At 59.9% G+C, this 22,800-nt stretch carries 24 protein-coding genes; 7 read left to right on the top strand and 17 right to left on the bottom strand.

What is annotated here, in order from left to right:
* Positions 1 to 703: 703 nt before the first annotated feature.
* Entirely contained in the window at positions 704 to 1,618 is a 915-nt protein-coding gene (locus tag RDA78_RS26625; RefSeq protein WP_434052763.1) for an MBL fold metallo-hydrolase, read from the top strand.
* Positions 1,618 to 2,565: an MBL fold metallo-hydrolase gene (locus RDA78_RS26630; protein ID WP_434052764.1), complete on the top strand. Its 948-nt coding sequence runs from the start codon at positions 1,618 to 1,620 to the stop codon at positions 2,563 to 2,565. Before RDA78_RS26625 ends, RDA78_RS26630 begins: the two co-directional genes overlap by 1 nt.
* A 110-nt stretch (positions 2,566 to 2,675) precedes the next feature.
* Here RDA78_RS26630 and RDA78_RS26635 read toward each other — a convergent pair whose 3' ends face one another.
* The 12 genes from RDA78_RS26635 to RDA78_RS26690 form a co-directional block, all read right to left on the bottom strand.
* A complete protein-coding gene (locus RDA78_RS26635) occupies positions 2,676 to 3,110 on the bottom strand; it encodes a DUF302 domain-containing protein (protein WP_434052765.1) in 435 nt (144 codons plus the stop codon).
* A 94-nt stretch (positions 3,111 to 3,204) separates the two neighbouring features.
* Complete coding sequence (locus RDA78_RS26640) at positions 3,205 to 4,464, bottom strand: FCSD flavin-binding domain-containing protein (protein WP_434052766.1); 1,260 nt, start codon at positions 4,462 to 4,464, stop codon at positions 3,205 to 3,207.
* A gap of 22 nt (positions 4,465 to 4,486) precedes the next feature.
* Positions 4,487 to 5,191, bottom strand: coding sequence for a c-type cytochrome (locus RDA78_RS26645; protein ID WP_434052767.1), 705 nt, complete (start codon positions 5,189 to 5,191; stop codon positions 4,487 to 4,489).
* 6 nt (positions 5,192 to 5,197) lie between these two features.
* Complete coding sequence (locus tag RDA78_RS26650; protein ID WP_434052768.1) at positions 5,198 to 6,496, bottom strand: c-type cytochrome; 1,299 nt, start codon at positions 6,494 to 6,496, stop codon at positions 5,198 to 5,200.
* Positions 6,480 to 7,751: a sulfite dehydrogenase gene (gene soxC / locus RDA78_RS26655; RefSeq protein ID WP_434052769.1), complete on the bottom strand. Its 1,272-nt coding sequence runs from the start codon at positions 7,749 to 7,751 to the stop codon at positions 6,480 to 6,482. Before soxC ends, RDA78_RS26650 begins: the two co-directional genes overlap by 17 nt.
* A gap of 23 nt (positions 7,752 to 7,774) precedes the next feature.
* Entirely contained in the window at positions 7,775 to 9,472 is a 1,698-nt protein-coding gene (soxB, locus tag RDA78_RS26660; protein WP_434052770.1) for a thiosulfohydrolase SoxB, read from the bottom strand.
* A gap of 91 nt (positions 9,473 to 9,563) precedes the next feature.
* Positions 9,564 to 10,415 (bottom strand): sulfur oxidation c-type cytochrome SoxA, encoded by an 852-nt coding sequence (soxA, locus tag RDA78_RS26665; RefSeq protein ID WP_434052771.1) that lies wholly within the window; start codon positions 10,413 to 10,415, stop codon positions 9,564 to 9,566.
* Positions 10,416 to 10,451: 36 nt separating this feature from the next.
* Positions 10,452 to 10,781 (bottom strand): thiosulfate oxidation carrier complex protein SoxZ, encoded by a 330-nt coding sequence (gene soxZ / locus RDA78_RS26670; RefSeq protein WP_319386595.1) that lies wholly within the window; start codon positions 10,779 to 10,781, stop codon positions 10,452 to 10,454.
* Between the two features lie 25 nt (positions 10,782 to 10,806).
* Positions 10,807 to 11,229, bottom strand: a complete 423-nt coding sequence (gene soxY, locus RDA78_RS26675) for a thiosulfate oxidation carrier protein SoxY (protein WP_434052772.1) — start codon at positions 11,227 to 11,229, stop codon at positions 10,807 to 10,809.
* A 22-nt stretch (positions 11,230 to 11,251) separates the two neighbouring features.
* On the bottom strand, positions 11,252 to 11,725 hold the full coding sequence (gene soxX, locus RDA78_RS26680; RefSeq protein WP_434052773.1) for a sulfur oxidation c-type cytochrome SoxX: 474 nt from the start codon (positions 11,723 to 11,725) through the stop codon (positions 11,252 to 11,254).
* A 153-nt stretch (positions 11,726 to 11,878) separates the two neighbouring features.
* The gene (locus tag RDA78_RS26685) at positions 11,879 to 12,439 is read right to left on the bottom strand and encodes a thioredoxin family protein (protein ID WP_434052774.1); all 561 of its coding nucleotides are present in this window, start codon (positions 12,437 to 12,439) and stop codon (positions 11,879 to 11,881) included.
* A gap of 16 nt (positions 12,440 to 12,455) precedes the next feature.
* Entirely contained in the window at positions 12,456 to 13,196 is a 741-nt protein-coding gene (locus RDA78_RS26690) for a cytochrome c biogenesis CcdA family protein (protein WP_434052775.1), read from the bottom strand.
* Between the two features lie 81 nt (positions 13,197 to 13,277).
* Here RDA78_RS26690 and RDA78_RS26695 point away from each other — a divergent pair, with 81 nt between their 5' ends.
* From RDA78_RS26695 to RDA78_RS26715, 5 genes are all read left to right on the top strand, one after another.
* Positions 13,278 to 13,646: a hypothetical protein gene (locus RDA78_RS26695; protein ID WP_434052776.1), complete on the top strand. Its 369-nt coding sequence runs from the start codon at positions 13,278 to 13,280 to the stop codon at positions 13,644 to 13,646.
* Positions 13,647 to 13,727: 81 nt separating this feature from the next.
* Positions 13,728 to 14,036 (top strand): ArsR/SmtB family transcription factor, encoded by a 309-nt coding sequence (locus RDA78_RS26700; protein ID WP_434056220.1) that lies wholly within the window; start codon positions 13,728 to 13,730, stop codon positions 14,034 to 14,036.
* Positions 14,037 to 14,075: 39 nt separating this feature from the next.
* On the top strand, positions 14,076 to 15,131 hold the full coding sequence (locus RDA78_RS26705) for a YeeE/YedE family protein (RefSeq protein ID WP_434052777.1): 1,056 nt from the start codon (positions 14,076 to 14,078) through the stop codon (positions 15,129 to 15,131).
* A 177-nt stretch (positions 15,132 to 15,308) separates the two neighbouring features.
* Positions 15,309 to 16,388 carry a YeeE/YedE family protein gene (locus RDA78_RS26710; RefSeq protein WP_434052778.1) on the top strand — a complete coding sequence of 360 codons (1,080 nt, stop codon included), beginning with the start codon at positions 15,309 to 15,311 and terminating at the stop codon, positions 16,386 to 16,388.
* Between the two features lie 217 nt (positions 16,389 to 16,605).
* On the top strand, positions 16,606 to 17,274 hold the full coding sequence (locus RDA78_RS26715; protein WP_434052779.1) for a substrate-binding periplasmic protein: 669 nt from the start codon (positions 16,606 to 16,608) through the stop codon (positions 17,272 to 17,274).
* A 51-nt stretch (positions 17,275 to 17,325) separates the two neighbouring features.
* Here RDA78_RS26715 and RDA78_RS26720 read toward each other — a convergent pair whose 3' ends face one another.
* The 5 genes from RDA78_RS26720 to RDA78_RS26740 all read right to left on the bottom strand — a co-directional run bounded on the left by RDA78_RS26720 (position 17,326) and on the right by RDA78_RS26740 (position 22,766).
* Positions 17,326 to 18,750 carry a M20 family metallopeptidase gene (locus tag RDA78_RS26720; protein ID WP_434052780.1) on the bottom strand — a complete coding sequence of 475 codons (1,425 nt, stop codon included), beginning with the start codon at positions 18,748 to 18,750 and terminating at the stop codon, positions 17,326 to 17,328.
* 158 nt (positions 18,751 to 18,908) lie between these two features.
* The gene (locus tag RDA78_RS26725; RefSeq protein ID WP_434052781.1) at positions 18,909 to 19,907 is read right to left on the bottom strand and encodes an ABC transporter ATP-binding protein; all 999 of its coding nucleotides are present in this window, start codon (positions 19,905 to 19,907) and stop codon (positions 18,909 to 18,911) included.
* A complete protein-coding gene (locus tag RDA78_RS26730; RefSeq protein WP_434052782.1) occupies positions 19,904 to 20,878 on the bottom strand; it encodes an ABC transporter ATP-binding protein in 975 nt (324 codons plus the stop codon). Before RDA78_RS26730 ends, RDA78_RS26725 begins: the two co-directional genes overlap by 4 nt.
* A complete protein-coding gene (locus RDA78_RS26735) occupies positions 20,875 to 21,792 on the bottom strand; it encodes an ABC transporter permease (RefSeq protein WP_434052783.1) in 918 nt (305 codons plus the stop codon). Before RDA78_RS26735 ends, RDA78_RS26730 begins: the two co-directional genes overlap by 4 nt.
* On the bottom strand, positions 21,789 to 22,766 hold the full coding sequence (locus tag RDA78_RS26740) for an ABC transporter permease (protein WP_434052784.1): 978 nt from the start codon (positions 22,764 to 22,766) through the stop codon (positions 21,789 to 21,791). Before RDA78_RS26740 ends, RDA78_RS26735 begins: the two co-directional genes overlap by 4 nt.
* Positions 22,767 to 22,800 lie beyond the last annotated feature (34 nt).

The raw sequence follows: 22,800 nt of genomic DNA on the forward strand, positions 1-22,800 counted from the left end.
CAGGCATTCAATTTGATTACCGCTATTTGTAGATTGGCACCCGGATTGGGCCTTCGCCGCGCAGAGCACCTGCGTCGGCATTGGGCCGGCAGGCGACTGTCAAACCCTGGCAGTCGGATCGGCTCGCGGGCATCCCATGCTGGCCTTTGTTCTAACACTTGCCGCCCAGATCGGACAGCCAGATGACACTCCATTTCTGCTTTCGCACCCTTGTTTCATACAGTGTATCAAGCCCACTTATGCCCGCATGGACCCTGAACGATCGAAACGGCCCAAAGCTAAACTCAACCTTTTGTTCCGTCGCAACGGAAGTCGACTTCAAACCGATATGCGTCGCTCTGTAAATTCTTCGGGAAAAATCAGTGCAGCACACCTGCATCGATCAGGGCTTGGACAAAACGCGCTACCTGTTCGCGGTCCCGGCCGGGGATCTTTCTTGCATCACCTGCCCGAGCGTCCGGGGCGCCGGCGGACTGCGATGATATCATTGACCCGTCACGTGTCACCCGCCCAAAGCGGGCCGTTTTCAAGCTGACCTCGAACGTCCGCTTCGGACCGGCAACGAACGAAGTCTGTTTGGAAACAAAGCCGATGCAAGCTGCCATCCAACGACAATCTCAACCGGGATCGCCTTGAATCGGACTTGTGAAACCGGTCTTTTTCATACATATTCAAATATAAGAATTTTATATGAGGAAGCGCAATGTCCCTGTCCCGCCGTGCCCTTCTGTCCGGGTGTGCCGCCGTGCCGCTTGCAGCACCGCTCAGCCGGTTCGCCCTCGCCGAGATTTCGATCGGACCGGCGACACTCACGACAATCAGTGACGGACATCTGACGCTTCCCGGCGGCTTCATTTTCGATCCGATGCCGCAAGAGCAACTTCTTCCCTTGCTGGAAAAGGCGGGGATTTCACAGGAGACCCTGACTCCGGATTGCAATGTCTCGCTCTATCGGGATGGACCCAACACGGTGCTCTTCGATGCCGGCTCGGGACCCGACTTCCAGCCCTCTGCCGGAAAGCTGACAGAAGAGCTTGAGCAGGCAGGTATCGCCCCCGAAGACGTCACGCATGTGGTGTTCACCCATGCCCACCCGGATCATATCTGGGGACTGCTCGATGAATTCGACGATCCTCTCTTTTCCAACGCGACCCACATGATCGGCCGAGCCGAATGGGACTACTGGTGGAACCCTGAGACCGTCAACACGATCGGTGACGCCCGCGCCGCCATGGCGGTCGGCGCCAAACGCCGTCTTGAGGCCATCGAGGATGCGGTCGAGTTCTTCTCAGGCGGTGAAGAAATCCTGCCGGGTGTCCTTGCCGTCTCGACCCCGGGGCATACGCCCGGGCACATGAGTTTCGAGGTCCGAAGCGGCTCACAAGCCGTGCTGATCCTCGGGGATGCCATCGGCAACCATCACATTGCCTTCATGCGGCCCGAATGGCCGAGCGGTGCGGATCAGGACGCCGAGGTCGCCGCCTCCACGCGGATTGCCCTTCTGGACCGGATCGTTGCCGACAATCTCCAGGTCGCCGGATTTCATCTTCCCGGCGGCGGCATCGGGCAAATCGAGCGCACCGGTGACACCTTCCGCTTCCTGCCGGAGGCGTCCTGATGCGTATTGCGGGCGTGTTCCTTTCCGTTTGTCTCGCGGCATCGGTGCAGGCAAGCGAAGACATCGCAGACCAGTATCCCGGCTCCGCGCTGTATTCAAAGCCGGTGGAGGTCATTCCGCATGTCTGGTCGGCCATCGGCGCAACAGCGCCGCCGACATACGAAAACTCCGGCCACAACAACAACCTCAGTTTCATTGTGACCGGGGACGGCGTTGTCGTGATCAACGGCGGTGCCGCCTATATCCTCGCAAAGGCGCTTCACGAGGAAATCAGGGCGGTTACCGATCAGCCCGTCCAACTCGTCATCGACGAGAACGGCCAGGGGCACGCGATGCTGGGCAACTCCTACTGGTCGGAGCAAGGGGTTCCAATCCTGGCGCATGTCGATGCCGCTCATGAAATCGAAGAGCGCGGCAAACAGATCCTTCAGGCCATGAAACGCTACAACAGGGACAAGGCCGAAGGCACCTTTGTCGCGCCGCCGACGCAAACGTTCGAAGACACGCATGTCATCGAGATGGGCGATTTCCGCATCGAGGTCCTTCATCTCGGGCCTGCGCACGGGCCGGGCGACACGCAGGTCTGGCTTCCCGGGCAAAGCCTCGTGATTGCCGGAGACATGGCCTTTCATGGGCGCATGCTGCCGATCTTCGAGGACACCATCGTCGCGGACTGGCTGGAGACCTGGGAGACCGGCTTTGAAGCCCTGAACGCGACATATGTCATTCCGGGGCACGGTCACCCGACGAACATGGCGCAGGTGCGCCGCTACACTCGCGACTACCTGCTTTACCTGCGCGAAAAAATCGGGGCACATCTTGAAGAGGGCGGCGATCTGGCCGACGCCTACTATGTCGACCAGTCTCCCTATGCCCATCTCGATACGTTCGAAGAACTTGCCACCAGGAATGCAGGCCGGGTTTACGAGCAGATGGAGTTTGAATAGCCCTGTCGTGTCGTGCGAAGTGCCCGAGGCCACGGTGCGCCGACGCACTCAAATCTCTTCCGTTCCCGTGAAACGAGAGCGCGCGTAGCGCAGTTGATTTCAGAGGTTGCTCAGTTGCCGATCGCCTCGGCGACGATCTGCTGCATCAGGTTCTCGACCGCCTGCATCGATCCGTCCGGATAGTCCTTGTGGCCAATCGTGACGCCCTCATCCGTTTCCATGACGAATATTCCATACGGACAGTGCACAATGTTCATCGGATCCTTTTCCATGACCTGGCGCGAGATCAGGGCCGAGCAGAACAGGAATATATCCGCATTCTTGAAGATTGTTTCGTCGCTGCCGACATCGGCCCCCGTGCGGTTGAGCATCGCCCCGACATGGCTGACTGAGTCGATCACCAGCCCCTCCCCCACGATCGCGCTTTCAACGGCGAAAGTCGCGTCCTCGAAGGAGCCGTCGAAAGAATAGGTGAACGGCTTTTCCGCCAGAGCCGCGCTGCTGAAGGCAAGGCCGCAAACGGCTGCAAGAACGACAGTTTTCATAGTCTGATCCTCCACTTTTCAACGCAATTCTGGACCTTGGCGGCGCCCCGGTCATTGATCGAAATCAGTCCCGGGACGCAGCAAATGCAAGGACTTAGCCGAGCATGTCCGTGGTGATGCCTGTGTACCAGCCCTCAGATTCCTCGTAGGTCGCCTTGCGCAGGTCGGCGCTTTCGCCAGTCTGCGAAATGAAGCCGTCGACCTTGGCGATTTTTTCCGGTGTTGCCTCGTAGGTGGCCCCGACCTTGACCCCGTCGTTTGGAGCGATCAGCGACCAGCAGGTGTTGGAAAATTTCGCCGGGAAGACCTTGGAACCCGTCAGTGCACCGCGCACGGCATTGGCGCAGACCTTGGCCTGTGAGTTGGCGGAAAAACCGGATTTCGGCATGTCGCCCTGGCTCGAGGCATCGCCGAGAACGTAGATGTCGGCATCGGCCTTTGTCGACATGTCCGCAGCGTTCACCGGTGCCCAGTTGCCATCCGTTACCCCGGCAAGCTCGGCAATGCGGCCGGCCTTCATGGCCGGGATGACATTGCAGACATCGACCTTGGTCTCCTCGCCATCGATGGTCACCGTCATGGCACCCGGATCGACGGACACGTTACCGCCGCCGAAGTCCTCTCCGATCCAGTCGACCATGCCTTCGTAGTGGTTCGCCCAGCCTTCCTGGAAAAGCGCCATCTTGGAGAATTTCGGCTTCGGATCGGCCACGATGATCTTTGCAGTCGGATTGTTCTGCTTCAGGAAATGCGCGACCATCGAAACGCGCTCATAAGGACCTGGTGGACAGCGATACGGGTTCGGCGGTGCAACCATGGCAAAGGTTCCGCCTTCCGGCATCGCCATCAGTTGTGCCTTCAGGAGTTCCGATTGCGAGCCCGCCTTGTAGGCATGCGGCATCGCGTTTTGCGCGCTCAGCCCCCAGCCCTCGACAGCCCCTTCGACGAAGTCGATGCCGGGGCTCAGGATCAGCTTGTCATAGGGCACCGAGCCACCGCCTGCCAGGGCCACGGTCTTTGCATCGCGGTCGACACCCACGGCCCAATCGTGGACGACATTGACGCCACCGGCGGCAAGACCGCCATAGGTGTGGCCGATATCCTCGATTTCCTTGAAGCCACCGAGATAAAGATTGGAGAAAAAGCAGGTGTAGTACGTTCGCGTCGGCTCAATCAGGGTCACGTCGATCGCGCCCTTGCTGTCCTTGGCAAGGTAGCGTGCCGCAGTCGCCCCGCCGGCACCACCCCCGACGACCACGACGCGCGGTGTTCCCTGCGCCTTGACCATGGGAGCGGCCAGGACGGTTGCCATGGCGGCGGTGGTGCCGACGAATTGTCTTCTGTTCAGTGTCATTTCTTCCTCCCTAAATGCACCGTCATTGCTCAAGCGCGGCAAAATAGGCTGCCAGCGCCGCTATCTCCTCCGCGTTCAGCCGCCCGGCCATCATTTGCATGACCGGGTGGGCGCGCTTCTTGTTCTTGTAGGCATGCATTGCGACCACGAAATCCTCTTCCGGCCACAGCACGATCGACGGGATGCCGTCATCCGCGCCATCTGCCTGGTGGCAGGTTGTGCATTCACTGCTGAGATATTCGCCGTATTCCGGGTCGCCCTTGAGCGCGAGAATGGCCGGATCAAGATCGTGATCCGTCGGGGTCGCCGTCGGGTCCGCTTCGGGAATGTTCGCGGGATCATCCGAGAACGTGCGCAAGTAGGCTATCAGGTCGAGCCGGTCCTCGGGCTTTTTCAGACCCGAGAAACTCATGCGAGTCCCACTTGCAAGCGCCCGCGGTTTTTCCAGGAACGCGTCCAGCGTGTCGGCATGCCACTCGAGGCCGCCGGTCCCGGCGCGAATGAGCGCTTTGGAATAACGGAAGTCTTCATGCGTTCCCGCTTGCCGGCCGAAGACGCCGTTCAGATGGGGTCCGATGCGGTGTTTCGCCCCCTCCCCGACCTGGTGGCAGCTCTTGCACTTCTTGAAGACTGCCTCGCCGGCAACAGGATCGCCAAAGTCATCGGCGGCGGCGGCCGAGCACAGCAGCGAGCCTGCAAGAACGGTGAGGAGTTGAGTGAGGCGCATTTCCCCTCACTCTCCGACCGACTTCAGATAGGCCGTTATGGCATCGAGGTCGTCTTGTTTCTTGAGCCCCGAGAAAGCCATCTTGGTCCCTTTCATGAAAGATCTCGGCTTTGCCAGGAATTCCGCCAGAGCCGCCTCGTCCCAGACCCGGCCTTCTTCCTGTGCGGCAACGAAGACCTTGGAATACTTGAAACCGTCCACGGAGCCCATCTGGCGGCCGATCAGAGCATTGAGGTGCGGACCGGACTTGTTCTTGGCGCCCGCGCCAACCGCATGACAGGCGCCGCACTTCTTGAAGACTTTCTCACCCGAAGCCACCAGCGCAGGATCAACCAAAGATGAAGTGGCCACGGACGGCGCAGCCTCGGCAGCGGCGTCTTCCGCCGGTGCCGCTGCGGCAACGAAGGTTGGCGTGTTGTCTGCTGTCGCATGGTTAATGACCGACTCGCCACCGTCTTCCGGCGTCACATCGAGGAATGTCGCGCGCTTGGTGATCTCGACACTGGGCTTGCAGTTTTCCATGCAGGGCTCGGCCCGCCACTTGGCGTATTCCAGCGCCGGACGATCGTCGACAACAAATCCGTCCTTGTTGTGCATCTCGAACGCGGCGAAATTCTCGTGGCTGAGTTCGAAATCGTCATCCACCAGATCGTTCGAATAGAGAATATAGGCAACGATCGCATAGGTCTCGTCCGCTGTGAGCGTCTGCGCTTCGCCGAATGGCATGGAGCGGTGCACATAGTCCCAAACCGTCGACAGGTAGGGCCAGTAGGACCCAACGGTCTTCACCGGATCCTTGTCGCCAAGCGTGTCGAACCCTCCGGCAAGTACGGGCCAGTTGTCTACGCCCTCGGCGAAATCGCCGTGACAGGAGGCGCATTTTTCGGCGAAGACCTCTTCGCCCCAGTATGCGTCGCCCTTGCCTTCAGGCAGACCGCGCCCGTCGGGCAGCACATCGACATCCCATGCGGCGATCTCTTCTGACCTTGCCTCACGGCCCAGTCCGAATTTTACCTCGCTTTTTTCCGGGACGCGTTCCGCCAAATCGCTCCCGCGCGCGGCTTGCTCTTCTGCAGCGGCCTGGATTTCGGCGATTTTCACTTTCAAGTCCGAGACGGCCGCGGCCTCTTCATCAGCGCGCCGATTTGCCGTTTCCGCCTGCAGGGAGACCTGTTCGACCCGTTGTTTCAGAGCGCCGATCTTCTTTTGTCCATAGTCCATGTTGGCGAACAGGAGCGCTGCTGAAAGCGCGAGCGCCGTCCCGCCGGCAAGGGGAAGAACAATCTGGTTAAGAGACTTCGACATTCTCGGCGATCCCGTTTTCATCCACGAACCAGGTCTGGATGCAGTTGTTGTGATAGACGGCGTTTTCGCCGCGCATGGCGCGAAGCTGTTCCTTGTTTGGCTGGACGTATCCGGTTTCGTCCATGGCCCGCGACTGCAGCAGCATCGGGTTGCCGTCCCAGTCGATGTCCAGGTAGAAGCGGGTCAGGGCCTTGGTGTCGCCCTGTTTGCCCAGACGTGCCGTTTCCCATGTGATGCCGCCATCTCTCGACACGTCGACCCGCGTGATCTTGCCATGGCCGGACCAGGCAAGCCCCGAGATGACCAGGGGACCTTTCCCGTGCGAAATCGGCATTTGCGGGCTTGGCGAGGTAATGACCGATTTCGCGTCCATCACCCAGGTCCATTTCCGGGCCGTGCCGTCTTCGTAGACATCGGTGTATTTCGAGGTTTCCTCGCGGCTCTCCACTGCCATATCGGTGACTTCGATGCGGCGCAGCCACTTCACCCACATGTTGCCTTCCCAACCGGGCACCACGAGGCGGACCGGGTAACCGTGTTCCATGCGCAGGGCTTCACCATTGGCCTTGAATGCCACCAGCACGTCGTCCAGGGCTTTTTCCATCGGGATCGAGCGGCCGTTGGAGGAGGCATCCGCGCCTTCGACGTAGACCCACTTGTCTTTCAACTCTCCCGCCGCGCCCAGACCTGCCTCGTTCAGGAGCGTGCGAAGGGAAACGCCGGTATATTCCATGTTGTGGATCATGCCGTGCGTGAACTGCGCGCCGTTCAGCTGGGCACCGGCCCATTCCATGCCGGTGTTCGCGGCACATTCGCAGAAATAGACATGGTTTTCTCTGGGGAACCGCTCCAGATCCGCGTAGTGAAAGACCAGGGGCTTGTCGACCAGTCCGTTGATCATCAGCCGGTAGTCTTCCTTGCGCAGTTCGATCGCACCGGAATGATGGCGCTCGAACGCACAGCCCTGCGGCGTGATCGTCCCGTCCAGCGCGTGGATCGGCGTGAAGTTGATCGAGGAAATCGGCGACGCCGTCAGCCATTCGACGTTGCGGCGAACCACGTCCTTCTCGAAGCTGATCGGCATGCCATAGGGCGTTTCATCCACGCCGGCGCCGGTGATCGATGCCCAGTCCTGGACTTCGGTGATCAGGGGATCGGCTTCGCTTGCACTCGCGGCGCCGGCGACCGACGCGCCGGCGATCGCAACGCTCCCCTTGAGAAAGGACCTTCGGGATGTTCTGGTTTTCACGACCATGAAAGACGGCTCCCTGCCTAAACCTACGCACCAATGACTTCAACGCTGTGGCTCGGCTGCGTTGTGACCGTGCCGAGCTTGCGAATGTGATTTTCCACGACATCCCAGATCTGCGGTCCTTCCGTGCCCTCGTTCACGCTGGCCCATCCGGCCACCACGTATGAGCGCGACGGGTCGATGGCCTCGCCGCTTTTCAGGAGAGTCATGTTCGAGATGCGGTTGCCCTGCGGCTGGGCAATATCGATCCGGTATCCAAGTCCGCCGGTCCTCACCATGTCGCCGCCCTGCTGATAGTAGGGATCCGGGTTGAAAATGTTGTCTGCAACGTCTTCCAGGACCACCTTCAGGAATTCGCCGGTCATTTCCGTGCGATAGGCCTTGCCGTAGCTCATCGAAGTGACGTTGAAGATGTCTTCGCGCGTGATCTCCTGGCCCGGGATCAGCGAGGGGCCCCAGCGCACACCGGGGCTCAGCGCGATCTCGGCGTCGCGTTCGGACAGCAGCGCATCGCAGATGAGATCGTCCCAGGTGCCGTTGAAATTGCCCCTTCGGTAGAGCAGGCTGTCGGTCTTGCCGACGACCTCCGACAACTCGGAAAGGTAAGGCGCACGCTGCTCGTCGATGAGTGCGGCAACTTCCGCGTCCGGCTCGATCACGTCGGAGAAGACCGGAATGAGCTTGTGGCGATAGCCCATGAGTTGGGCGTTGCGGATGTCGAGATCGACGCGGCTGACGAATTTTCCGTTCGACCCCGACGGAACGATGATCGTCTTGCCCGACAAAACAGGTTCGGGAAGCGCATCATGGGTATGGCCGGACAGGATGACATCGATGCCGCTGACCACGGTCGCCATCTTCTTGTCGACATCGAACCCGTTGTGGCTCAGAACGACAACACATTCGGCGCCTTCCGACCGCACCTCGTCGACCATCGCCTGCATGTTTTCATCGCGGATGCCGAAGGCGTATTCGGGGAACATCCAGCCTGGATTGGCGATCGGCATATAAGGAAACGCCTGTCCGATGACGGCGACCTTGGTGCCGCCGCGCTCAAACATCTTGTAGGGCGGGAAGAGTTCCGTGGGCTCGTCCCATTCAACGTCGAAAATGTTCTGACCGAGCGCCGCGAACGGCAGATTTTCAACGATCTCGTTGACGCGATCGCTGCCAAGCGTAAATTCCCAGTGAAACGTCATCGCGTCCGGATTGAGGGCGTTCATGACGTTGACCATGTCCTGACCCCCCGTCTTGTAGCAGGTGTAGGAACCGTGCCAGGTGTCGCCGCCGTCCAGCAGGATCGCGTCGGGCCGGTCCGCACGCATGGCCTTGATCACCGTTGCGACCCGGTCCAGTCCGCCGACACGGCCGTACCCTTTGGCCAACGAGGCAAAGTCACCGGAACTCAAGGCGTAGTGGCTCGGGCTGCCATCGGCGATCCCGTAAAGCTTTCGGAATTGCGCACCGGTCACGTGCGGGACGGCGCCCCGGTTTTCGCCGACACCGATGTTTTCCGACGGCTCCCGGAAATAGATCGGTTTCAGCTGCGCATGGATGTCAGTGACGTGAATGAGAGAGACGTTTCCGAACGTGTCGAATTCCAGAAGCTGGTCCTGGGTCAGCGCCTGCTGCGCAGCCAGGCGTGCCCAGTTGCCAAAGCCCGAAGCTCCGACCACCGCTGATGCTGCCATTCCAACCTGCAGAAAATCGCGACGCGAAATCATGTTTCTATTCGCTCCTCAAAACATATGCGCATAAGTGAATATAACGCTTGCAGAAAAGGGCCCCGACCTGAAACCGGGACCCTGAATGGCTTCAGTTGCGGACGGACGGGCCCTCAACGCTCAAGCCGTTTCCACGTGAGGCAACATAAAGCTCCAGCGCGATAAACTCGGGCGAACCAGGTTTGTAGGTTTCCGCGCGCGTGTCGCGCACACACCCCTTGAACCGTGCATGCACCGAATTGAGCTTGGTATTCTTGAGCCTGTAGGTCGGGAAGCCGTTGATGTGTCCCTGGCTCAGGTGATCCGCGCGGATCATCAGGCCATAGCTGTCTTCGTGGCAGTTCGCGCAGGAAAGCTCAAGCTGGCCGGTGCGGGTATAGTAGAGCGCCTTGCCCTCTTCCCAGGTTTCCTGGGCCGGTCCGTCTATCGCGACATTCACGGGCATACCGCGCGACACGGAGGAAATCAGGGCAACCATGTCGGTCATGTCGCCGCCGGTATATTTCCATTTCTCCGCACCCATGTGCGTCGTGCGGCAGTCGTTGATCTCCATTTCGATGGTGGTCACCTTGCCTTTTTCGTCGTTCCACTTCGGATAGACGGCACGGACACCGGCCATGGTTTCGGGACCCTCGTGGCAACTTGCGCATGATTTGCCCGCTGAACCATCGACCGTTTCCCAGTTGACCATCGCGTTTTCGACGCCAATCATTCCCGGATTGTCGAAATCGTCCATCTGGAAGGCCTGGGTCTCGTCGGAGCGGAACCGCCAGCCGGAATATATCGTCGAGAGATTTTCCGTGTGCGCCGGCGCGTCGGTTTCCGTAACGATCGAAATGTCGCCATTGATCGTCAGGCTGTCGTCGTCCGGATCGGACATTGCCAGACCCGGCATCAGCACCAATGCAGCTGCGGAACCGATTGCTATTGTCGTTTTCTTCACGCCTTCCTCCCTCAACCGGACGCTTGTCTTTGACGGTCAGCTGACCGTGATCTTTTTTGTCGTGTCGTAGACAGACCCGTCGTCGTCGTACCAGGTGAACTTGAATTCACCCGATTCGGGCACGACCGCTTCGAACTGGAAGTAGGGATTGGTCGAGATTGCGGGCTCGAGCACCACGTCGATCACGTTCTGACCATTGAAGTCAGCGGTGAAGCGATTGATGATCGAGCGCGGGATGACATTCCCGTCGTCGTCTTTGCGCTGTCCGCTTTCCATCTTGTGGCTGATTAGCGTCTTGATGGTGATCGTTTCACCTGCCGCAGCCTTCTTGGGAACTTTTACCCGTGGTTTCACACCAGATGCCATGATTCGTCTCCTAATGCCTTGCCGATCAGCCGCCGCAGCCGCCGATGGTCACTTTCACGTTGGCCTTGGCCATCTGGAAGGACCCGTCTTCCATCTTCGCGATCGCCACCACGTTCTGGGTCGTGGCGAGGCGGATGCGCGTCGAGGCGCTGCGGGATGCACTGAGCGGACCGAATTTGAACGTCGCGACATTCGGAACCGGATTTCCGTCGGCGAAGAGTGTGACTTCCGCCGCGCCGGGCGCATCAAAGGCGATCGGAACGGTGTTGCCGTTTTCGGCGATCTCCGGCGCCGTCAGAGTAATGGCGCCCTCGCCCATTTCCGCGCCACCGGTCAAATCCGCAATTGCATCATCCGTCAGGGTGGCAAATGCGGGCAGGCTCGACAGGGTCGCGATGGCGAACGTGCCGGAGCCGAATGCGAGTAGCTTTCGCCGTGTCATTTCCATGTTGATCTCCATATCAGGAAGGTCACTCTTCCTTGAGCGTTACGAGAAAGGCGACGACGTCTTCGATCTGCTGTGCGGTCAGCAGCGGCTGCACGTTACCGCTGCCGTGGGCGTCGCCCGTGTAGGCATCCCCGAGGCGGACGAACCCTTCGGCCTTGTAAAAGGATGGCATCAGGCTGTCTTCGAACATCACCTTTGCGTTCGCGACAATGCCGCGCAACTCCGCGACCGACCACCGGTCCGCGACACCGTCGAGCGGCGGACCGATCTCGCCGTGGAACGCCAGGTGGCTCAGGGCTGAGACCTGATGACAGGCGATGCAGTTGCCGGCACCCTTGTTCATGATTTCAGCCCCTGCAGCGGGATCGCCGGCAACACCGGAGAGCGAAACGTCGACAGCGCCGTCGGCGAAGACGACATCCGTCGGCTTGACCGCCCCGGCGAAGGCCGAAGACGCGGCAAGCATTGCGGTTAGGCCGATTATTGCGTGTTTCATGGGTCCTCCCTCAACCGATTCCCGGCGACCTTTCGTGCGACCATACAGCACATATTCGCGTTTACGCAATAACAAATTCAATTAAATGAATTTATCTATCTGTTCGCATGCGCAGCATAAACGCAATAAAATGTCGCAATGCAGTATGGATAGTTACTTGTTTTGACTTTCGAACTTGCGTGCGTGGTATTTCTGGAAGGGTTCGTCACTGTTGTAGCCTTCTTCCACCACCCAGGTCAGCATATTGAGCGTTGTCCACCGCCCGAAAGCCCCGGGCATATTGGCAACAGCGGCCTGCGTCGCGGTAGCGCCGTCCTCAACTTCGCGCGGGAAGAAGAATATGTTGGGCGTGAACAGCGCACCCCATCGTTTGACCATGTCTTTTTCAGGCAGCGTCGTGCCATCGAAATCGGTGACCTCTACGTCCCCGAACATGTTGATCTGGACGACGAAGTAGTTGTCCTCGATGTAGCGGGCGATCTCCGGGACCACGAACACTTCCTCGTGCATCCGCTTGCAATAGATACAGCCGCGCTGTTCGACGATGACCATGAGGCGCTTGCCTTCCGCGTTCGCCTCTTCGAGGTCTTCGGACAGGTCCTTGAAGGTATCGCGCATCCAGGAGGCCTTGTGGAGGCCGTCATCGCCGATCTCGGCCGCAAAAACCTGTACCGAGAAAAAGACCGCGCAAAGTGCCCAAAGCAAACGTGTCATTGTCATTCCTCCTCTACTAGCCAATGGCGCTGAACCAGGGGACGTTTTCCAGCATCCATTGCGCGATGACGTTGATCGAATTCGTCGCGATCAGGATCCCAAACAGGATCAGGAACGCGCCCATGAGCTTTTCGACGACACCAAGATATTTTCGAAATCCGGCCATCCAGGTCATGAACGGTCCGATGAAAAGGGCTGCAAAAACAAAGGGAAGTGTCATCCCAAGGCCGTAGACGAACAGCAGCACCGCCCCCTGCCCCGCGGTCTCCTGGCCCGCGGCCGTGAACAGGATGGCGGCAAGTACCGGTCCGACGCACGGCGTCCAGCCGAATGCAAATGCGAGCCCGACGACATAGGCGCCGAGCAGGCTGACGCCCTGCGTGTTGCCGGTTTCGACCCGAAGTTGCCGATAGAGAATGCCGATCCGGATCAGCCCCAGGAAGTGAAGGCCCATCGCGATGATGATCGCGGCTGCAATCCAGCGCAGCACGTCGAAGTACTCACGCACCATTTGACCAAAGGCACTGGCCGTGGCCCCGAGCCCCATGAAGACGGTGATCACCCCGAGTGCAAAACAACAGGCCGACAGGAAAGCGCGCAGCTTCACGGCACCGGAAACGGTCGTCTCCGTTTCCACCCGGTTCACCCCGACGCCCGCCAGGTAACTCAAGTAGAAGGGGACAATCGGCAGGATGCAGGGCGACAGGAACGACAGAAGCCCTGCGGCCAGCGCACCGAAATAGGTGATCTCGAACATGGAATGAGCTGCTTCTCAGCTTGATATATTCACAAATTAGATTATGATTAAGTGTGTGCACTCGTCAATCGGGGTTTCGAATTGACTTTGTTGAAGACGCTGATCGTTCTGATGCTCGCGCTTTCGCCGGCGGCGGCGAATGCCGACACGTTCCTGCTCATGGCGGAGGAAGACGGGTGTCACTGGTGCGCCAAGTGGAACGAAGAGATCGCACATATCTATCCGAAAACCGCAGAGGGTAGAACCGCTCCGCTGAGACGCTATAACCTGCATGGCGAAGCGCCCGATGTGGCGTTCGAAAGGAAGGTCCGCTTCACACCGACCTTCATTCTCGTGCACAATGGCGATGAAGTCGGTCGAATCGAGGGGTATCCCGGTGAGGATTTTTTTTGGAGCTTGCTCAACATGATGTTCAGCCAGGCAAACATTCCTCTGGATCAGACAGGTTGAACGAAGATGAGCGCTGATACGCAAGGCACGCCCGAGGGTGCGAAAGAGAGCACGTCCCGCCTGCCGGTGTTCGACGCCGACATGTGTGCCGAAGACATGGACAGGATGATGAAGAACGCTCAGCGTGCCTCCAATTTCCTGAAGGCCATCAGCCACGAAGGCCGCCTGATGATCCTGTGCCACCTTGCCTCGGGCGAAAAGTCGGTGGCCGAACTGGAGAACCTGCTGTCCGCCCGGCAAGCGGCCGTTTCGCAGCAATTGACGCGTCTCAGGCTGGAAGGTCTTGTCACGCCGCGCCGCGACGGCAAGGCGATCTACTACAGCTTGACAGACGACCGGCCGAAGCAAATCATGGAAGTGGTTTATGACCTTTTTTGCCGAGAGAAGTAACCGGACGTCCTGCTAGCGACCGGTTGGAGAGGAGCCGGCATGCTAGAGGCGCTTGGAGAGGCCAATACGGTTGCGCTGATAGGACTTTTGGGGGGAATAGCTCTGGGACTTGCGGCCCGTGTGGGACGGTTCTGCACGCTTGGAGCCATCGAAGACGTTCTATACGGTGCGGACGACCGGCGTCTGCGCATGTGGGGCCTGGCGATTGGCGTCGCGATCATCGGCTCGCATGTCGCCATGTCCTCCGGATTTCTTGAAGGATCCAGTACAGCTTACCTTGACAGGGTCTGGAATCCGCTCGGGTCGATCGTCGGCGGGCTGATGTTCGGCTACGGGATGGCCCTTTGCGGAAACTGCGGCTATGGCGCGCTTGCCCGCCTCGGCGGAGGGGATTTGCGGGCATTTGTCATGGTCATCGTTATGGGACTGTCCGCCTATTTCGTGATGTCGGGACCACTTGCACATGCGCGCGTTTGGCTTTTCCCCGCCGAGACCGGGGCTGAAGCGCCGCAAGGCGTAAGCCAATTCTTCGATGCTACCTTCGGTATCGCGCCGATTATCACCGGGCTTGTCATCGGCGGCCTGATCATCGCCTTCACCCTCGCAAGTTCCGAGTTCAGAAAGTCGCCAAGGCATCTCTTCTGGGGCAGCGTCGTCGGGCTTGCGATCGTTTCGGGTTGGGTCGGCACCTACTGGGTGGCGATGACTGGCTTCGAGGCGGAACCGATCGAGACGCACACATTCGCTGCGCCGATCGGTGACACCATCTACTACGGCATGACCGCCTCCGGAAACACTTTGTCCTTCAGCGTCGGATCGGTCGTCGGCGTGATCATCGGCGCATTCCTCGGATCTCTTGCCAAGGGGCATTTCCGCTGGGAGGCCTGCGAGGACCCACGCGAACTCAGGCGGCAGATCACCGGCGCCGCGATCATGGGTCCGGGTGCGATCCTTGCCGTCGGCTGCAGCGTCGGACAGGGCATTTCCGCTTTCTCGGTGCTCGCCTACAGCGCACCGGTGACGTTCCTTGCAATTTTTGCCGGAGCGGCCTTCGGACTGAGACAGCTCATCACGGGATTTGCCCCTGCCGAATAGCCTCACGCTGCACCAAGCGTCCAGCACCACAGATACGTGAGAGCTGCTTTTCATATTCAAATTTTCGCATTTCTTGATTTATCCTTGAGATCGGTCAATGCGTACGGCACCGCCACCTTTCAAGCTGGCGGGATCTTGAACTGATTGCGGCGTTTGTTGCGCTGAACCGGATCGCTCATGGACCTGACCGCACTTCTTGACAGATTTCCGGAACCAATCGTGCTTGTACTCGGCGGGCTGACGGTTGGCGTCCTCTTCGGTGCACTCGCTCAACAGAGCCGGTTCTGCCTGAGGGCTGCCGCGCTCGAATTTTCGCGGCGAAAACCCTCCGACCGCCTGCCGATCTGGTTGCTCGCATTTTCCAGCGCCTTGATCGCGACGCAGTGTCTTGCGCTCCTGGGAGAGGTCGACACGGGCGAAACCCGCCAGCTGGCCTCACCGCAGAGTCTATCCGGGGCGCTCGTCGGGGGCGCGATGTTCGGTACGGGCATGGTCATGGCGCGCGGTTGCGCGAGTCGTCTGCTGGTGTTGTCGGCGACGGGCAACCTGAGGGCGCTGCTGTCCGGTCTGGTCTTTGCCGTCGTCGCCCAGGCGAGCCTTTACGGTGCCCTGAGGCCCTTGCGCGACTGGCTGTCCGGTTTGTGGACGACGGTCGACACGGGCGGCAATGATCTGACGGCATTCTTGCGCATGAGCGAAGCCTCGGTGTTTGTGTTCGGCGGCCTTTGGCTTCTCGCGGGTCTTGGCTTCGCATGGCGCAACAGGAGCTCCATTTGGCAGACGGCAGCCGCCGTCGGGGCAGGACTGACAGTGCCATTGGCGCTCTGGTTCACGACCGCCATGACGAGGCAGGCCTTCGATCCGGTGCAGGTGGAAGGCGTCACGTTCACGGGGCCGTCTGCCGACATGCTGATGCTGTTCCTGTCCGCTCCCTTCGAAAGCCTTGGCTTCAATTCCGGGCTTGTGCCGGGCGTTTTCCTCGGCTCGTTCCTCGCGGCCCTTCTTACCCGGCAACTCCTGCTGCAAGGATTTGAAAGCGGCCCGTCCATGGCCCGCTACCTCACCGGTGCTGCGCTGATGGGGTTCGGTGGAATGCTTGCAGGTGGCTGCGCTGTCGGCGCCGGTATCACGGGTGCGTCCCTCTTTGCCGTGACCGCCTGGCTGACGCTTGCCGGCATCTGGCTTTCCGCAGTCGTTACGGATCACGCGCTGGCCAGGATACCCAGGTCAAAGACGGCACTGTCGCCGTCATTCTAGAGCGGTTCAAGCTTCATCGGTGCCCTCGCGTGAAGACTGCGTGCTTTGCGTTGCTGCCGTGAGCTGCCATCGGGCGTTGGACTGTTTCAACGCGCCGTTGTCATATCTTACAGTTGTGTTAGCACGTAAATAACAAATGGCGCATTTCTGCTAGATTTCCGAAATGTCAGGTGCAGCGTACATCGCATTTTGCCGGGCGTGCAGGCAATTCCGCACGATGGTCTTGGCGCTTTCTGCCTGTCTGGTCGCATCACAGGCATGCGCAGACAGAACCATCGTGCTCGCGCTTTCCGAAAACGTTCTGCCTGTCGAGAAAAGTGCGGAAATCCTGAAAGCCGCATACGCCGCACTCGACATTCGCGTCGAACTCGTTCGTGCGCCAAGATCACGGACGCTGGTCCTGTCTTCGACCGGACAGGTGGATGGAGAGGTCGTCGCTGGCAGGGCAATCGAAGCGAAGTATCCATCTCTCAAGCGCGTCGATGTTCCCCTGATGACAATCGAAATGACGGTGTTCACCTGCAGCGCAGACCTGTCATCCTTTCGCGGAGCAGCACTTGCCTCCAAGCGCGTCGGCCGTCTTGCAGGTGCCGTCGTCCAGGAGAACATAACAAAGGGCTTTCGGGACGTCTGGGCCGGAGAGTCCTTCGAAGAGCTCTTTGACATGTTGAAACTGGGGCGTCTGGATGCGGTCATCGGCGCCCGGCAGGTTCTGGAGACATACGGGGCCGACAACGAGATCGGGTGTATCCGCGTGATTGAAGAGCCGATCCTCAGCGTTCGTCTCTACCACTACCTGCATGAAAGAAACGCCGAACTGATCCCGTCGATCCGTTCGGCGCTGATGGAGCTGTCTTCCCAAGACGGCGCGAGCACGGGTCATTGAAAAGCCGGCACGACGGCTTCAAAACCGACCGCCCTCCTTGTCCACGACGCCCTACTGGTTGCTCATGGCCTTGAGCGGCGGCGACACGTCGTCCGGGATCGGACAGGCATAGGGATCCCGCTCAAGCTTTGCGTGATGCGCGTCAATGGCACTTTGCAGAACCTCCTGATCCTCAAACAGGTCTATCGCGGTGCCTGCCATGATCTTCGCTGCGTGGGTCATGCCCTTGTGCGCGGCCGGAGCCTTGCCCTGGGCCGTCAGCTGCCAGGTATGGAACGGAGTTCCGACAGCACAGGTGGCGACGCGCGCCTGAACAGTCGGCACCGCCCAGCTGACATCGCCAACGTCGGTGGACCCTTCTCCACCCTCGCTGTGCCTGTCGAGCGGCGCTACAAAATCGCAAAGGGCGAGGTCCGGGTTTACCTCCGCTCCGATGCGGCGGAACGAGACGGTGATGTTGTCCTTGCTGAGCGTCGCCCTGATCTTCTCGGCGAATGCTCGATCCTGATCGTCAAAATCAGGTGCCCCGAGCCGCTCCATGTTCCGCTGCATGGTCTCTTCCAGCGGCCGGTTGCCGATCAGGTTGGATACCCCGCTGACCACATTGGCCTCGACGCGGGTTTCCGTCATCAACGCAGCGCCTTCCGCAATCTTGCGCACGCGCTCGATGAGGCCCCGCAACTCCGAAAGATCGCGCGCCCTGACGAGTTGGCGCACGGTCGCCTTGGATTGCACCACGTTGGGCGCAATGCCGCCGGCATCCAGATAGGCGTAGTGCACCCTCGCCTCATCCGGCATGTGCTCGCGCATGTAATTGACGCCGACATTCATCAGTTCGACGGCATCAAGCGCGCTGCGGCCAAGCTCGGGCGCTCCCGCAGCGTGTGCAGCCCGGCCGTAAAAGGTGAAATCAATACGCGTGTTGGCCAGCGACCGGGCCTCGTTGACGGCGGTGAACGTTGCCGGATGCCAGGAGATCGCGGCATCGACATCGTCAAAGACACCCTCCCGCACCATAAAGGTCTTGGCGGCGCCGCCCTCTTCCGCCGGACAGCCATAGTAGCGCACACGCCCCTTGATTCCCTGCTCCGCAAGGTAGTCCTTGACGGCAGATGCGGCCATAAGCGCTGCAGAACCAAGCAGATTGTGTCCGCATCCATGGCCCGGCCCGCCGGTTTCCACCGGCTGATGTTCGGCAACGCCCGACACCTGTCCGAGTTCGGGAAGCGCATCGAACTCTCCCAGGATGGCGATTACCGGTCCCTCATCGCCCGCTTCCCCGACAATGGCAGTCGGTATTCCGGCGACGCCTTCCCGGATCCGGAAACCTTCCTGTTCCAGCATTTTCTTGTGTTCGGCAACCGACTTGAACTCGGTATAGGCGATTTCCGGCTGATCGAAGACACGATCGGAAAGACCGACATAATCGTCCCGGCGCGCATCGATCAAATCCCAGACCCGATCCGTGTTTTTCATTGTTTCCTCCAAATTCTGCCGATGCTTGCGGCAACGGTCCAAGGCCATTCGAACGCTTCAGATGAAAACCGTTCGAGTACCCTTCATTCGTTTTTGTTTTGGCGAACGCGGGGCCAATGGCCACAGGCACCTGTGCGGGCACGCAGCGATCGGTGCGGTCAAATGTTTTTCCAGTAGTGGCACGCGACTGTGTGTTCGGTATCAATGGCTTCGAGCGTCGGCTGATCGGAGCGGCAAAGGTCTTGCGCATGCGGGCAGCGCGGATTGAAGAAACATCCGTCAGGCGGGTTCAAAGGTGACGGGATTTCACCTTCGATCGGCGCGAAGTCGCGCTTGCGCTGATCAAGGCGCGGCGCTTCGGCCAGAAGCGCCCGCGTATAGGGATGCCGCGGAGCGCTGAAGATCTCCTCGGTTGAGGCGCTCTCCACAATGCGGCCGAGATACATGATGGCCACCCGGTCGGCGATATGCTCAACCACACTCAGATCGTGACTGATGAAGAGATAGGTCAGGCCGAATTCCTCACGCAGATCCATGAACAGGTTGATGACCTGCGCCTGGATCGATACGTCCAGCGCCGCGATCGCCTCATCGCACACGAGAAACTTCGGCTTCACGGCAAGCGCCCTGGCAATCCCGATGCGCTGCCGTTGCCCGCCTGAAAACTGGTGCGCATAGCGTCGCTTGAGCGATGGGTCCAAGCCGACCTTGCGCATGATGTCATCGACATAGTCAGGTGCGTCCGACCTGGAGACGATGCCGTGGACCCGAGGAGCTTCTCCGATGATGTCTTCAACGCGCATCCTCGGATTCAGGCTCGCAAACGGGTCCTGGAAGATCATCTGGATGGCAAGGGTCGCCGCCCGGCGGTCGGCACCCGACATGGCGGCAACGTCGTTGCCCTGGTAGAGCAGCTGTCCGGATGTCGGCGCGTGAATGCCGGCAACGACACGGCCGAGCGTGGACTTGCCGCAGCCCGATTCACCGACGAGGCCGAGAACCTCGCCTTCCTTGACTTCGAGATTGACCTCGTCAACCGCATGCACCACTTCTTCGCGCACACCGGCGCCCAGCTTCCGGGCGATCTTGCCGGCGACGTCGAGCCGCTTGGCAAAACGTTTCGACACATCGCGAATTTCCACCAAAGGCGCCATCATTCCGCTGCCACCTGTGACTGGGGGTGATAACAACGCAGTTCCCGGCCGGCCACATGCTCGACGGGAGGCGGAACCTGGCAGGCCGGAGTGGCGAACCCGCAGCGCGGTGCGAATGCGCATCCTTCAGGCAAGGACAGCATGTTGGGCGTCATTCCTTCGATCTGGAACAGGCGTTCACCCCGCTTGTTGGCCGTCGGCACAGACCCCAGCAATCCCACGGTATAGGGGTGAAGCGGATGATCGATGACGTTGTCGGTCTGGCCCTGTTCAACGATCCGGCCCGCATACATGACCGAAATCCGGTCGGCGAGACCGGCGACAACTGCAAGATCGTGGGTGATCCAGATCATCGCGGTGCCGGTCTGCCGGGTCAGCTTCTGGGCTTCGTGAATGATCTGCGCCTGAATGGTCACATCGAGCGCCGTCGTCGGTTCGTCGGCAATGATGAGATCCGGCTTGTTCAAGAACGCGATGGCGATGGACACGCGCTGCCGCATGCCTCCGGACAACTGATGCGGATAGGCGTGCAGGCGTTCTTCGGGCGACGGTATCCCGACAAGACCGAGCGCGTCCCGGCACCGTTCCCAGGCTTGCCTTTTGGGCACCTTTTCGTGGGCAAGGATCGCTTCCATCATCTGGGAATCGATGCGTAACACCGGGTTCAGCGTCATCATCGGGTCCTGAAAGATCATGGAAATCCGGTTTCCACGGATCGACTTGAGCGTCTCTTCAGGCGCATTGGCGATGTTTTCGCCATTGAACCGGATCTCGCCTTCGACAATGCGCCCGGGAGGGTCGATCAGCCCGAGAATGGAAAACCCGGTGATGGACTTGCCCGATCCCGATTCCCCGACAAGGCCCATGACCTCGCCCTTGTTCACGGCAAAATCGACACCATCCACCGCCTTGACGACACCGGCATGGGTGAAAAAATGCGTTTTGAGCCCGCTGACTTCCAGAACAGGGGTCATTTTTTCAGCCTCGGATTGAGCACGTCGCGCAGCTGGTCGCCAACAAGGTTGATCGAGGCGACTGTCAAGAGCAGCGCAATTCCGGGAAAGACCGAGATCCAGTACCTCCCCGACAGCATGTATTCAAAACCGTTGGCAATCAGCACGCCCAGCGAGGGTTCGGTCTGCGGCAAGCCGACCCCGAGGAACGACAGGGTCGCTTCCAGGGAAACCGCGTGTGCCGTCTGCACGGTGCCGACAACGATCAGCGGTGCCAGGCAATTCGGCAGGATGTGCCGGAAGACCACCCGCAAACGCGACAGGCCAAGACATTGGGCCGCCTCGACATATTCCTTGCCGCGCTCCACGAGCGCGGTTGCCCGGACGGTGCGCGCATAATAGGCCCATTGCGCCACAACGAGGGCAAGGATGATCTTGTCGACCCCCTTGCCCAGTGCTGCGACGAGCATCAGGGCGACGAGCGACGCCGGGAATGACAGTTGCAGGTCGACGACGCGCATGATGATCGCCTCGGTGCGGCCGCCCGCATATGCGGCGATCAGACCGACCGACATACCGATGACAAGCGCGATCACCCCTGACGCCAGGCCGACGGAGATCGAAATCCTGAGGCCGTAGAGAATCGCCGAATAGAGATCGCGCCCCGCTCCGTCGGAACCGAGCCACATGGTGTAACCGGCGAAGGCTTCCGACCCCGGCGGCAGACGGCCATCCAGGACATCGACCTGCGCAAGGTCATAGGGGTTCTGCGGTGTGATCCAGGGGGCGAGGATCGCCAGCAGTACGATGACGAGCAGGACGACGAAGGCGGTCGCGGCGATGCGGCTTTCGAAGAACTCCGCCCGAAAGCGCTGAAACGGTGTTTCGACCTTGGCGGCAGCGGGGGCCGCGGACTGGAGTGCTGTGTCGGTCATGCGCCCTGGTCCTGAATGCGGACCCGCGGGTCCAGGATGGAATAGAGAATGTCGACGATCAGATTGATCAGGACAAAGAACAGAACCATGATCATCAGGTAGGCCACGACCACGGGGCGGTCGAGCTGCAGGATCGCGTCGATCAGAAGCTTGCCCATGCCGGGCCAGGCAAAGATCGTTTCCGTCACCACCGAGAAACCGATCAGGCTGCCGAACTCGAGACCCATCACGGTGATCACCGGGATCATGATGTTTTTCATGACATGGACAAAAATGATGCGGCTGGTCGAAATGCCCTTGGCGCGGGCGTATTTTACGTAGTCCTGCCCCATGGCTTCACGGACACCGGCACGGGTCAGGCGGATTGCCAACGAGATTTTCAGGAGCGAGAGGTTCAGGGCCGGAAGGAAGATGTGCCGGATGCCGTCCCAGGTCGCCAGACTGGTCTCGATCCCGAATATGGTGGCCGTGTCTCCCCTCCCCGTGGAAGGCAGCCAGCCAAGTTCGACGGCAAACAGCAGGATCAGCATCAGGCCGACCCAGAAGGTTGGCAGCGAAAATCCCAGGATGGACCCCGCCATGATGCCTTTCGACACCGGATTGTCCGGGTAGAGGCCCGAATACAGACCGAGCGGAATACCGAGCACGATCGCAAGGAAGAGCGCGCTGAAGGCCAATTCCAGCGTTGCCGGCATGTGGTGCAGGATCAATTTCAGCGCCGGTTCGCCGAAGACAAAGCTGTCGCCGAGATTGCCCTGAACCGCCCCCTTCAGAAACAGGAGGTACTGTTCCCATATCGGCCGGTCCAAGCCGAGACGGCGGATGGCGGCTTCGATATCGGCCTGATCGGCATCAGGGCTGACCAGCATGTACACCGGGTCGCCGACGATGTTGACGCCGAAGAAGACAATCACCGACATCAGAAAGACGACAAAGAACGCCTGCATCAGTCGCCGGATGACGAAAACAGTCATGGGATTTTCTCGACTTGAAGAAGAACCGGGCCGC

This window comes from Roseibium sp. (assembly GCF_051016195.1).
In the GTDB taxonomy this organism is placed as follows: Bacteria; Pseudomonadota; Alphaproteobacteria; order Rhizobiales; family Stappiaceae; genus Roseibium.